General features: G+C 41.9%; 9 protein-coding genes and 7 tRNA genes. 3 read left to right on the top strand and 13 right to left on the bottom strand.

Annotated elements, in window-relative coordinates:
* The first annotated feature begins 2 nt into the window (after positions 1 to 2).
* Complete coding sequence (locus tag ACWJAF_RS13360; RefSeq protein ID WP_448864597.1) at positions 3 to 104, top strand: AraC family transcriptional regulator; 102 nt, start codon at positions 3 to 5, stop codon at positions 102 to 104.
* Between the two features lie 180 nt (positions 105 to 284).
* On the opposite strand, the gene ACWJAF_RS13355 is transcribed toward ACWJAF_RS13360, so the two are convergent.
* The 3 genes from ACWJAF_RS13355 to ACWJAF_RS13345 form a co-directional block, all read right to left on the bottom strand.
* The gene (locus tag ACWJAF_RS13355; RefSeq protein WP_448864595.1) at positions 285 to 3,632 is read right to left on the bottom strand and encodes an ATP-binding protein; all 3,348 of its coding nucleotides are present in this window, start codon (positions 3,630 to 3,632) and stop codon (positions 285 to 287) included.
* The gene (locus tag ACWJAF_RS13350; protein WP_296033209.1) at positions 3,583 to 4,227 is read right to left on the bottom strand and encodes a DUF4194 domain-containing protein; all 645 of its coding nucleotides are present in this window, start codon (positions 4,225 to 4,227) and stop codon (positions 3,583 to 3,585) included. The genes ACWJAF_RS13355 and ACWJAF_RS13350 overlap by 50 nt, the downstream gene beginning before the upstream one ends.
* A gap of 65 nt (positions 4,228 to 4,292) precedes the next feature.
* Positions 4,293 to 5,657 carry a Wadjet anti-phage system protein JetA family protein gene (locus ACWJAF_RS13345; RefSeq protein WP_448864593.1) on the bottom strand — a complete coding sequence of 455 codons (1,365 nt, stop codon included), beginning with the start codon at positions 5,655 to 5,657 and terminating at the stop codon, positions 4,293 to 4,295.
* 122 nt (positions 5,658 to 5,779) lie between these two features.
* Here ACWJAF_RS13345 and ACWJAF_RS13340 point away from each other — a divergent pair, with 122 nt between their 5' ends.
* Entirely contained in the window at positions 5,780 to 6,712 is a 933-nt protein-coding gene (locus tag ACWJAF_RS13340; protein ID WP_448864591.1) for a hypothetical protein, read from the top strand.
* Positions 6,713 to 6,788: 76 nt separating this feature from the next.
* Here ACWJAF_RS13340 and ACWJAF_RS13335 read toward each other — a convergent pair whose 3' ends face one another.
* Positions 6,789 to 7,316 (bottom strand): spore maturation protein, encoded by a 528-nt coding sequence (locus tag ACWJAF_RS13335; RefSeq protein ID WP_448864589.1) that lies wholly within the window; start codon positions 7,314 to 7,316, stop codon positions 6,789 to 6,791.
* Between the two features lie 281 nt (positions 7,317 to 7,597).
* On the opposite strand from ACWJAF_RS13335, the gene ACWJAF_RS13330 reads away from it, so the two are divergent.
* Positions 7,598 to 8,209 (top strand): nucleoside recognition protein, encoded by a 612-nt coding sequence (locus ACWJAF_RS13330; RefSeq protein WP_448864587.1) that lies wholly within the window; start codon positions 7,598 to 7,600, stop codon positions 8,207 to 8,209.
* 78 nt (positions 8,210 to 8,287) lie between these two features.
* On the opposite strand, the gene ACWJAF_RS13325 is transcribed toward ACWJAF_RS13330, so the two are convergent.
* From ACWJAF_RS13325 to ACWJAF_RS13285, 9 genes are all read right to left on the bottom strand, one after another.
* Positions 8,288 to 9,424, bottom strand: coding sequence for an AI-2E family transporter (locus tag ACWJAF_RS13325; RefSeq protein WP_296033214.1), 1,137 nt, complete (start codon positions 9,422 to 9,424; stop codon positions 8,288 to 8,290).
* Positions 9,415 to 11,955 carry a cation-translocating P-type ATPase gene (locus ACWJAF_RS13320; RefSeq protein WP_448864585.1) on the bottom strand — a complete coding sequence of 847 codons (2,541 nt, stop codon included), beginning with the start codon at positions 11,953 to 11,955 and terminating at the stop codon, positions 9,415 to 9,417. Before ACWJAF_RS13320 ends, ACWJAF_RS13325 begins: the two co-directional genes overlap by 10 nt.
* Positions 11,956 to 12,430: 475 nt before the next feature.
* Positions 12,431 to 12,503 (bottom strand) — tRNA-Lys (locus ACWJAF_RS13315).
* 29 nt (positions 12,504 to 12,532) lie between these two features.
* Positions 12,533 to 12,605, bottom strand: a tRNA-Phe gene (locus tag ACWJAF_RS13310).
* 23 nt (positions 12,606 to 12,628) lie between these two features.
* Positions 12,629 to 12,702 (bottom strand) — tRNA-Met (locus ACWJAF_RS13305).
* A 26-nt stretch (positions 12,703 to 12,728) separates the two neighbouring features.
* Positions 12,729 to 12,801 (bottom strand) — tRNA-Thr (locus ACWJAF_RS13300).
* A gap of 17 nt (positions 12,802 to 12,818) precedes the next feature.
* A tRNA-Tyr gene (locus tag ACWJAF_RS13295) sits at positions 12,819 to 12,900 on the bottom strand.
* A 20-nt stretch (positions 12,901 to 12,920) separates the two neighbouring features.
* Positions 12,921 to 12,993: transfer RNA gene (locus ACWJAF_RS13290), tRNA-Val, on the bottom strand.
* A gap of 7 nt (positions 12,994 to 13,000) precedes the next feature.
* Positions 13,001 to 13,074 (bottom strand) — tRNA-Asp (locus ACWJAF_RS13285).
* Positions 13,075 to 13,216 lie beyond the last annotated feature (142 nt).

The following is a 13,216-nucleotide window of genomic DNA, read 5'->3' as shown; positions in this document are numbered from 1 at the left end:
CCATTAACTGTGGCTTTGACAACATCAGCTATTTCATTCGTAAGTTCAAAGAATACCAGGGAATCACCCCAAAAAAATACAGAAGCCGGAAGATGCCAGAATAAATAAAGTTACACCCAGCATTAAGATTCCTGGTACGATATAATTTATGTTTTCTAATCAGCTCTTCAAAGGAATCTACGGACTGACACCTCGTCAGGCACGTAACAGCTATGCAGAAAATACCACTTCATAAAGCCAGCAGGGACGGGAAAAAATCCACTTTTTCCCGTCCCCACTGGCTCTTATTCTTCCTCAGCCAATTCCCCAAACTCAGCCTTCTCAAACTCCTGAATCGAAATATGCCTCTTATTCGGGTTCGCATATACAAATGTCTTATCTACATTCTCCAGATAGTTCTGGATCTTATCATTCGTCGCACTGATAATCGCCTGAAATCCAAGCCCGCGGATCAGTGAGATACAGCTTGCAACCTTCTCCGCATCCATCTTCGAAAATGCCTCATCAAGCACGACCAGACGAAGTGTCGGTGTCCGCTGCATCTTCGGCGACAGATTAATCTTATAAAGCTGCGCAAAACTTGCCAGAAGTGCAACATACAGAGGGTTCTGTCCCTCTCCACCGGAATTCTTCTTGATCATCTTGCTAAGTCCAATGGTCATGTCTTTTTCGCCATGTACAATCTGTTGCATATCAAATGACAGATAGGTTCTGTAATCCGCATATTTATCCATGTTGCGTTTTGCTTCGTCCATTTCTTCTTTTGTTGCATTCTCCGGCGGCAGGAAGATATTGATGAGCTCATTCATCATCTCCCCATACTGGTTCTCATGCTCCATCGTGAACATATCAAGCTGGTTGTCCATCGTATCATCTAAGTCTGACGGACGGATCTGAAGCGAATCATCCATGAACATCTTATAATATTTTCCATCTGCACCTTTATTCTTCGTAATCACAAACTGATACTTATCCTTACCAAAGTCAAGCTTGCTGATGATCCGGTTCAGCTCATCTCTCCTCTGATAAGCCTCCAAGATCGCACTTCTGATCTTGAAGATAAAGTCATCTTTAAAATGCTCCACAGCCGCCTTCGCCTGTGCTTTGGCTGACTCTCTGTAAGTATCCAGATGATCGCAGAACAGCGTATTCAGAAGCTTCTCATACGGCGCATTATCACGGATCGTTGTTGAAAATGTCCGGTTCGGATACTGTCTGATGTATCCGCTTCTTTCTTCTACCAGTTTCTGATAAGCCTGTTCTTCTTCTTCTCTGAGTGTATACACTTTCGCCACCATCTGGCGTCTCAGATAATCATAATTACCGGTCTTCCTTCCGGACATATATTCCTGGAATTCTTTCTCATATGTCTGGTCTTCTACTTTCGCCCTGATCTCTTTGATCTGTTCTTCTGACTGCAGTACATCCGCATTCAGGCGTTCGATCTCTTTTTTATTTTCCCAGATATTTTCCTGGACTTCCGTAACCTGCGTCTTCTTTATCTCCTGGGCTTTTTGGACTTCATTTTTCTTTTCTTCCCAGGCGGCAACAGATTCTTCCTTTAACTTGCGGATCTGTTCCATAAGACGGCTCTTCTTTTCCTCTTTTGCAGTGATCTCACGGCTGTCTGCAAGCCATCCCAGATAATCTTCCGCCGGCTGATTCAGCATCTCCATCTTCATTGCCTGCCGGATCTCTTCTAAGAGCTCCTGTACCGGCATTCTTTCTGCATTTAACTTCTCACATTTTTCTTCCAGCTTGCGGATACGCTGACGCATACTGGTCTCACCGATGTATGCCCGTCTCGTATAATTTTCCGGATTCATGTGCTGCAGCTTATATCCCTGATACAGCATACAATCCGGTGTCACGCCGATCCTGCACTCACGCAGTTCATCCAGTGACTCGCATTTTTTTACATTTCCAAGGAAGAAATTCATATACTCCTGCACATAAGTTTCTTTCGCCTTTACAATCTCTGCCAGTGCTCCAGGCTGCACCTGATGCTTCTCCTTCGTAAGCTTTTCCGTGTCCAGAACCGCCGCGCGGAAGAACCGCTTCGTATCCATCTCCTGATAGATATCCATAGCCTCTTTTGCATACTTCGGCTCCACAATCAGCTGAAGCTTATTATTTCCAAGATACCCTTCCACCGCATTATGCCAGCGTTCATCTTTTACATCCAGAAGATCCGCAAGAATATGCACATTTACAAATTTCCCACATCTCTCCTGCAGACGGTTACGCAGTTCATATCTTGCTTCCTCAAGTTCTTTTGGGTACGCTTTCTTTCCCTGCTTTAATTCCTTTAATTCCGCCCGTGCTTCCTTTTCTTCTTTCTTAATTCTCCGAAGATCTGCATCTGCTTCCTGTCTCTGGTCTTCTAACTCTTCCTGCAGATCTTTTAACCCTTCCTGCAGACGTATAAGTTCCTCTTCTGAAATGCTTCCGTCTGCGAACTTTTCGATATCCCATATGACCTGATTCGGCGTAATATCCTTTTCCGTCCATGCTTTCAGATGTTCCGCTGTCTGCATCCATCTCGCTTTTCCGCTGTTTAATCTCTTAATCGTTTCATTTAACGTCTCCAGATCTTCTTCCAGCCTTGCATATCCGCTGTCTGCGATATGTAAGATGATCTGCTCATATTCTTTTTGTAGTCCCTTTTCTTCTTCTTCCAGAGTCTCCTGCTGCCGCTTCAGCTCTTCGATTGCTTTCATCTTTGCATCAATCTTATCTCTTGCCTCCTGGCTCTTCGCCTCCTGCATCAGGATTTCCAGACGACTGATCTGATAAGAACAGATCTTTTCTTCTTCTGATTTTTTCGCATACAGCTCATATTTTTCACCGATTGCCTGAAGTCTGCGGATCTCTTCCATCGTCTCCTCGATCTTGCTGCGCATCCGGCCATACTGCATGATGCTTTCCTGCAGATCTTCGATATGGATATCCTGCTCCATACAGATATATTCTTTTACGAATTCCTCAAGTTTAATATTCATCCGGAATGAAATCGCACGTTTGAATAACTTCGGGAATTTTTCCATATCCAGACCGCCAAGATAGATGTCAAAAAGCTGACGTCTGAATCTTTCATTACTCGGTCCGCAGTAGAACTGTTCTGCTGTAAAATTTCTCTGAAGATATTCCCGCATCTCAGCAGTTGTAAGACAGCGTCCCTCCGAACGGTATTCATTTTCCAGAAGACCGCCCATATGCCAGAAGAACAGACGGCTGATGTCGTTATTTGAAGTATCTACATCAAATACAACACCTACACACTGCTTGTCCTTCGTATTCGTCTGCGTCATCTCCAACACAATCGTACTTGAGAAATTCCGGTTTCTAAGATACTGTGATTCGTTATTTTCACTGATATTGACCATACCTCTCAGATACTCGATCAGTGTACGGTCCGAGTCGTCTGCTGCCGCCTTGTTGAAGAATCCACGTCCATCTGTATTCGCATACAATACGATCTGGATCGCATCCAGCACTGTGGATTTACCACTTCCCGAATGACCAGTAAAGAAGTTGATCCCGTCATTGAGTGTCAGTATTTTTCTGTCTATGTAATGCCAGTTATTCAGGCATATCTTCGATAGTGCTTTGAATGGCTGTTTCGTCTCCACTTTGATCCTCCTCACTGAATGTATCTAATAATTCCCGGATGTCATCCCCCATCAATACCGTATGAATACATGGATAGATGACCAGGCGGGTTCCTTCATTTAATTCTTCCAGTACATCAAGCGGCTCGATGATCTGGTATCTCTTTAACATCGCGATCGTTCTTCTCATCTCCGTAATCGACGGAAGACTTTTCAGAACATGAAATTCCCCGGCCTTGCCGTTGACTGCACCAAGTGTCGTCACTACATGGTTGGTAGAAGACGCCGTCTGCATCTGCTCATCGTATATCAGCTTCAGCACCAGCAGGTAAATGGTTGCCAGACGCGGGAGTTTCTCTCCCCAGAGCTGTTCACCCTGAATATAGATTACGCCCATATGTACATTTTCCTGAAGCGTAATTCCCGCCACAGCAAAATATTCCTTCATGAATTCCAGGTGCTTATTACAGGTTCTGTATTCTTTCGTATACTGCATCCTGCCTGCCCGCTTATCATATTTTCTCTCAAGAAGAAATGTCTGACGGTACAGTGTCTGAATGACCTCTGTAATCTCTTCCTGTTCTTCCTGTGTTAGCTGTTCATAATAATCTATCATTATCGAACTCCCTTAAAACTCTATTTCTTTTTATTACAAATTAATCTTATGCTAAGAACACAATCTTACACTCTTCTCTTCACAAATCTAAGTGCCGGATAACGGTATCCATCTTTCTCAAGCATCTTAGCATCCTCATCCAATACCTTATATTTACTATTCTTTCTCGTACTATAATCATACGCCAGAATCAGCTTCTCAAAATCATCCTCCGATGTAAGTCTCATCTTCGATGCATCCATCACATCATCTTCCATATGATTTTCGATAAATTCTTCAATCTGTCTCTTCGTAAATCTCGTCTGGATCTTGTTCAATTTTAAAATATCTTCTTTATCCAAATCACTGATCATCTCATCCGGCTGCAGCTGACTGATAAAGTCCTTTCTCGACTTTCTCCGCTTATACAACGACTTATCCGACAGCATCGAAAGCAGCGAAAGATTCATCCGTTTTCCGGTCTCTGTAATCATCTCATCCATCTGCTCCGGCTTCTCCGACATACGGTTCAGAAGCTGTACCACAAGCCCCTTCGTATCCGTCTCGCCGCTCAACAGATAGTTCATTCTTGTAACAGTCGCCCTTACATACTTCGTATGCTCCTTATCCATATTGGCAATCCGATGCTCAATATCATCAAACCCGCGCTCAATCATATCCAGAAGCTCCGTCACATCATCCTGGTTATCCCCCAGCACCCTCGATCTTGCCTGCACCCGCTCGATAAATGCCTCATCATCCCGGATGTCTTTCAGACATTTCTTAATATCCATTTTGTAAATGTAAAAGTTATCGGAAGTCTTCAGAATATGATATTTTCTCCATACCACCTCTTCAACATAACTGTCCAGATGTTCCCGTAGAATTCCACTATAAGAATCCTGCTTCAAAAGCTTGGCAAAAAATTTGTTCATATTATGGAGCATGTCCTGTAATGCCTTATTCAGCCGTCTCGTATTCACAAGTGCCGTCCGAAGCATACTGATGCTTGCTCTTGGATCATTGCGGAATGCATACAGCGTCGCATACACATTCTGTATATAAATATCTGTCTCCGATGCGTCATCCGAATACAGACGCTCAAATGATTCTATAAAAATAGCCGCATAATCCGGAATCACAATATTCGTCACCAGCGTATTATAATCCTCAATCCGCTTCAACCATCCGGCCCGCAAAAGCCAGTTCAGAATCCTTGACGCCGGCGTCTCCAGCATATCAAACTCCGTATCCGATTCTTCCCTTTTCAGTTCAAAACGCTTCTTTGCATTCATATCACTTAAGATCTGAATACACACTTCCTTCGTCAGAAAATAATTGCTATATTCATATTCTTCATTGATGCACAAAAGTGCTTCTATATAAATATCCCGGTTAACCGAACGGAACAAACTCCAGAACGTATCCGGGATTTCATTGATTAATTGCATATGTTTCTCCTCCAGATGATTCCATACAATTCTATCATTTTTACAGACTTTTTTCTACCAATTATTATTTGTGTTTTCCCCCTGAAACTGCTATGATAAAAGAAAAAAACAGAGGTATTCTTATGGCCGAAATTATAGAAAATATAGAACCAAATGTAAAAGCAAAGCTCGAAACAAATGCTGAATTAAATGCAGAATCAAATTTAGAAACAACTACAGAATCAAATACAGAAACACAACAACCGGATAACCTGCTGATCTATCCGGTTGCCGCATCTAATACAACAGATGAGACTCCAGACACATCCGCAGATGAAACCACTTCGACAGAAGCTTTATCCACAACAGAGGCTATTTCAAAAACTGCTTCATCTGACACGGAGCGTTCTCCCGAGACATCTGAGTCAGAAAACTCTACTATTGAAAATAAAGACCCAGAACCTTCCGCGAATTCTACTGCTGAAGATAAAAACCCAGAACCTTTCGCGAATTCTACTGCTGAAGATAAAGACCCAAAACCTTTCGCGAATTCTACTACTGAAGATAAAGAATCTAAGTCTTCCAAGAGCCAGGAGTTCGAATCCGCTCCGAACTCTGCTGCCACTAACACTAATACCACTACAGAAGACCTGGATGACGATGACTACTACGACCAGACCTCTTCCAATACCACAAAAAATGAGCATCCATTCCGGAACTTCTTCTCTAACTTCCGTTCCAAACGCAAGATGGAACTCAATCGTGATGAGATGATTCTGTCCCGCATCAGCGATGATGACCTGATGGAATATCTCCGTCTGGAACAAAAACGTCTGGAAATCCTTCAGCAGGCAAAAGACGTAAGAGAAAAGAGAATCTGGATCGCATTCCAGATTACAATTACACTTTTATCAGTTGTACTCATCGTATATTTTCTCAAAGACAACCCGGTAATCCTGGTAACCATCTTATATACCATCGGAATCCTGGTAGCCCTTCGCATCTTAAAGCGTCCGGCAGATTCCGGCAATAATAAAAACACTTCTGATGGTTCATCAAAAAAACCGTGGGACTAAGTTTTTCTTCCAGGGTATGTCATTTCACATAAATATACCGATACCAGCCATTTTTATCAATGCACTAATAACCACTCTAGATCATATACCCCGCCAGAACCATACTGGCAATCACACCAGCCAGAGTTGCAAGAAGCGCACCACTTAACGTGTACCGCGTCTTCGTAACTCTGGCTGTCATATAATACACACTCATTGTATAAAAAATTGTCTCTGTACAAGACATACTTATCGACGCAATCAGTCCAATATACGAATCCGTCCCATATTCTTTAAACAAATCCAGCAGCAACCCGGTAGCCGCAGAAGACGAGAACATCTTTACAACCGTAAGCGGCACCAGTTCTCCCGGAAATCCCACCTTCTCAGTAATACATCCCATTCCTTTTGAAACCACATCCAGCAATCCGGAAGCACGCAATATCCCAACCGCTGCCATCAGCCCTACCAACGTCGGCATAATCTTTACGACCATCAGGAATCCACTTTTGGCGCCTTTGATAAATGTATCATATACCGGTATTTTCATAAGTAACCCATATCCAATAATCCCAAAGATAACAAGCGGAACAATAAAATCCGTAAGATACAAAACTATCTGCATTTCATTTTTCTCTTTTCCATACCATCATTCTATCTTATGCAGCCAGACTTTTTTCCATTCAAGCAGATTATTATCTGCTTTCATTATTTATCATCTTCATAAAGATATTTCCATTCAACCAGATCATTATCTGCATTTATTATTTACAATCTTTACAAAGAAAGAATAAAACTTACCGGACCCTTAAAATAATTATCAACAATTTCCTTTTGATTTTTTCATATTTTCCACATTCCCCTCATATGAATTATCACATATCCACATTTCGGAGTGTGCCATCCATGCTGAATTATCTCTGGTCCTTTATGATTCTTACCGGTGTCATCTATGCTGCCATTACAGGTCACATGGCCGATATCACCACTGCTGCCCTTGACTCATCCAAAGAAGCTATCACACTTTGCATCACCATGACTGGTGTCATGGCTTTCTGGACCGGCCTTATGGAGATTGCTACAAAAGCCGGCATCATTCAGACCGCTTCCAGGAAGATGCGCCCCCTTATTCATTTTCTTTTTCCTCATCTTCCATCCGGTCATCCCGCCGAAGAATCCATTACCACTAATATGATTGCCAATATTCTTGGCCTTGGCTGGGCCGCCACACCAGCTGGCTTAAAAGCAATGGAAGAACTGTCAACCCTCGAAGATGAACGCAGAAAAGGACACCTGCCAGGTCCATCAAGACCGGCAGGTGTCGCAAGCAATGAAATGTGTACATTTCTGATTATTAATATCTCTTCCCTGCAGCTTATCCCTATCAACATCATCGCTTACCGCAGCCAATACGGAAGTGTAAATCCAGCTTCCATTATCGGCCCCGGAATTCTATCTACACTGATAAGCACCGTAGCCGCCATCTTCTACTGCAAATGCAAAGACCGGCTGAAATAAAAATATTTCTACACCAAAGATAACTCTCTGTAAATAAACACATTTCTAAATAAATATTTTCCAAAAACTTATCCACTTCTACTCAATATTCTGTGGATAAATATTCTTCTGCTTCAGCTTAATGTAGACAACTTCCCGGAACAGCGCATACACCACCGACATAAGCGGAATAAAGATCAACATCCCAACGATTCCCATAAGACTTCCACCTACACTGACAGCCGCCAGTACCCAGATCGATGGCAGTCCCACAGAATTGCCAACGACATGTGGATATATCAGATTTCCCTCAATCTGCTGCAGAACCAGAAATAAAATAATAAATACCAACGCTTTAAATGGACTCACCATAAATATCAAAAACACTCCAACCACACATCCTATAAATGCCCCAAAGATAGGAATCAATGCCGTAAATGCAATCACAATTCCAGTCAGTAAAGCATACGGAAGCCGGAAAATCGTCATAGCTATCACAAACATAGCCCCCAGAATAATTGCCTCCACACATTGCCCTGTCAGAAAATTGGAAAATGTCTTATAAGTCAGTGCCAGCACTTCCAGTGTCGCCTCCGCTCTTCCCTTCCGGACAAATGCATACAGAACTTTCTTAGCCTGTCTTCCTAATTTTTCTTTCTGCAACAAAATATACATAGCAAACACAAAAGCAATAAAAAATGTTGCCAGCGCCCCGATAATATTTTTCGCAGTATTAATCGTCGATTCCAGCACGCTCCCCGCACCATTTCTTAAAAACTGCATCCCAGCATCCATAATCTTGTTCCAATCAAACTCCAGATTATTTACAAAGCTCATAATCTCTTTATTATTATGGAACCAATGATCCGCCCATTCCTGAACCTGCGGAATAAATGCCTGCATACTCCTTCCCAGATTTGCAAATGTATCAGCCAGCTGCGGTATCAGTCCAAACAGCACCAGTGCAAGTATTCCGGCAACGCCCAGAAGAACGACCATAAGGCTGATCCCTCTTGCATACTTTGTCTTGGTTTTGCATATATGACATTCTACAAAATTCATCGGCACATTTAATACAAATGCAATCGCTCCTCCAAGCAAAAAAGGATACACCACATTTAACACAAACCGTAATACTGCAATTACCGTATCAAATTTCCATAAACAGACAATAACAACTGCTGTAAATAATATCAGACCTCTGATCTGTTTCAATGTTTCTTTTTTTAATTCCATTCTTTTACTCCTTTTAATACTTGTATCACTGGCAGATTAAAAAATGCTAAGCCACATACGATAAAATATTGCTGCATATTCAACGTCTGCACTTTAAATAATCCATGTACTCCAGGAATTAAAAGAACCATCGTTATCAGCAGCATTCCCAGAACAAATGCTCCTATAAGATATTTGTTATTCCAGAATCTTTTTGTAAATATTACAGGCTTACTGTCTTTGCAGTTAAATCCATGAACCAGTCTGCTCATACACAACGTTCCAAATGCCATCGTACTTGCCAGAACCGCATTATGATCTCTGTAACCTGTCAAAAATGCTGCCATCGTCATAATTCCAATGCACAATCCTTCCGTTCCAACACTCAACAGATATTGCTTTGTCAAAATGGATTCATTCATTGGTCTTGGTTTTTGTTCCATTACTCCTTTCGAATGCGGTTCCATACCTAATGCAATTGCCGGAAGGCTGTCGGTAAGCAGATTAATGAACAGTAAATGTACCGGAGCAAATGGAACCGGAAGCCCCATAACCGATGCACATAATACAGTCAGAATTGCTCCAAAGTTTCCCGATAATAAAAATTGTATTGCATTCTTAATATGCTGATACAGATTTCTTCCATTCTCAACCGCTTTTACAATCGTTGCAAAATTATCATCTGTCAGCACCATTGCTGCAGCATCCTTTGCGACCTCACTGCCAGTAACTCCCATAGCAACACCAATATCTGCCTGCTTTAATGCCGGCGCATCATTTACACCGTCACCTGTCATTGCAACGATATTTCCTTTTTCCTGCCATGCCCTCACAATCCTGATCTTATGCTCCGGGGATACTCTTGCATAGACTGATATTCCTTCCACAAAATCTTTCAGCTCTTCATCTGACATATTTTCAATTACAGCGCCTTCACAGGCCTCGGATTCATCCTTTAAAATACCAATTCTTTTTGCAATCGCAGCTGCTGTAATCTTATGATCTCCTGTAATCATAATCGGACGGATCCCCGCATGCATACATTCTTCTACCGCAACTTTTGATTCCTCTCTCGGTGGATCCATCATTGCGATCAAGCCAAGAAAAGTCAGATCTCTTTCATCTTCTTCCGAAAGCTCCACTCCCGATTCAATTGGTTTGTATGCAAATGCCAATACCCGGAGCCCTTCCTTAGAAAACCTTACATTTTGTTCTGTAATATTCTTTCGGTCCAACGCTGTAAAACGCCTGACCTCTTCCCCGATTCTGATCTTTGCCATACGGTTCATTAAGACATCTACAGCACCTTTGATAACCATAATATGCCCGTCTTCCATCTCATGAGATGTTGACATCAATTTTCTGTCACTGTCAAATGGAACCTCAGATACTCTTGGATATCTGTTTCTGACTTCCATTGCTTCCATCCCAAGATTACTTCCAAGATTGATCAGAGCTGTTTCCGTAGGATCTCCTATCTCCTGTCCGTCTGTATTAGATGAATCATTGCAAAGTATGCTAAATCTTAACAATAGCTTCTCATTTTCATTTTTTAAATTGATCTCTCCCGTCGGAATCCTTCTTTCATCCACATAATAGTCTTCCACAGTCATCTTATTTTGCGTCAATGTTCCCGTCTTATCCGAACATATTACAGACACACTTCCAAGGCCTTCAACTGCCTGCAATTTTCTTACAATCGCATGTTCTTTTGCCATCTTTTGTGTCCCGAACGACAACACAATCGTTACAATAGAACTCAACGCCTCCGGTATTGCAGCCACCGCCAGTGCTACCGCAAACATAAATGCCGATCCCACAGACTGCCCCTGAAAAACATTTACTCCAAAAATCACTGCTGAAAATACTAATATTGCAATCGAAAGCTTTTTCCCGAAATCATCCAGGTTCATCTGCAGCGGTGTTCGTTTTTCTACCGTAGCCTTCATAAGTCTGGCTATCTTTCCAACCTCTGTATCCATGCCGATTGCCGTAACTTCATAACTTCCTCTTCCATATGTCACAAAACTTCCGGAAAATACACGGTTACGCTGATCACCTAATGCTGCTTCCTGACTAATCTCCTCCAGATTCTTTTCTACCGATATACTTTCACCGGTTAATGCACTTTCATTAACCTTCAGACTTGCACATTCAATCAATCTGCCATCCGCCGGAATGCAATCTCCAGCTTCCACAATCACTTCATCTCCAATTGTAACCTCTCTTGAAGCGATCTGTACGATATTGCCATCACGCCTTACTTTTGCTTCCGGTGCAGATAATTGTTTTAAACTATCCAATGACTGCTCCGCTTTTACAGTCTGCACCGTTCCAAGAATTGCATTCATTGTAATTACAATAAATATAACAATTGCACTCTCCGCATCTCCCAATATTCCGGAAATAATCGCCGATATAATAAGAATAATGACAAGAAAATCTTTAAACTGTTCCAGAAATATCTGTATAGCACTTTTCTTTTTTTCTTCTACTAATTCATTCCATCCATATTTCTCCTGATTTCTTTTTGCCTGCTCACTTGTTAACATCTTTTCTACCCCTTTCTTATACTTATTTTTTACACTTCTTTTTTCATATAACACAGCTTTTCTTTCTTTTCATACTTCTTCTTTCAACACAGCTTTCCTTTTCATACTTCTTCTTTCAGCGCGGCTTTCTTTCCTTTTTATACTTCTTAATCTTTCATTTAGCGTAGCTTCTCTTGTGCTCACAGATATAAAAAAAGAGACTCTTATTGCATAAAAACTATGCAATAAAAGTCTCACCATTTCATTACGATACGGATAGTAATATATAACCATCGTATTGACGTCATCGTAAACACTCATATCTTGTATTACTTATATTATGTTCTGACATATCCATTCAACCATCAAACATATGAGTGCCAGTTACTCCCTCTTATTAATTTATAATATACCCATTTTTATTTTACATGTCAATCATATTTTAAATAAAAGAAAAAGAAGTAATAACTATATACTACTTCACTCTCATTCCTCATGAGCGTGCGGGGATTCGAACCCCGGACAACTTGATTAAAAGTCAAGTGCTCTACCACCTGAGCTACACGCCCTTATTTAATTATTTCCTTTGCAAGGAAAATGCCCAGAACCGGAATCGAACCAGTGACACGAGGATTTTCAGTCCTCTGCTCTACCGACTGAGCTATCTGGGCAAATGCACATTTTCCTGTGCGAGTTGCGGGGGCAGGATTTGAACCTACGACCTTCGGGTTATGAGCCCGACGAGCTTCCAGACTGCTCCACCCCGCGATATTAAATTAAGTCTTTTGACTTAAAGCCGATGATCGGACTCGAACCGATAACCTGCTGATTACAAATCAGCTGCTCTGCCAATTGAGCCACATCGGCGAGTGCCTTTCGGCAAATGGATGGAGGTGGATTCGAACCACCGAAGCAATTTGCAGCAGATTTACAGTCTGTCCCCTTTGGCCACTCGGGAATCCATCCATATTCTTTTTTTAATTTGATGGGACCAATAGGGCTCGAACCTATGACCCTCTGCTTGTAAGGCAGATGCTCTCCCAGCTGAGCTATGATCCCATACAAACGACCCAGAAGAGACTCGAACTCTCGACCTCCGCCGTGACAGGGCGGCGCTCTAACCAACTGAGCCACTGGGCCATCTTTTGTTTTAGCTATGTACCTTCAAAACTGCATACAAGAAATATTTTCTTTCATCCTACCTATCACCTTGCTTGGTCATGCCCTCGACCGATTAGTATCAGTCAGCTCCATACATTACTGTACTTCCACCTCTGACCTA

The organism is Dorea sp. (assembly GCF_977044405.1).
This window is presented reverse-complemented; position numbering and strand designations above follow the sequence as displayed.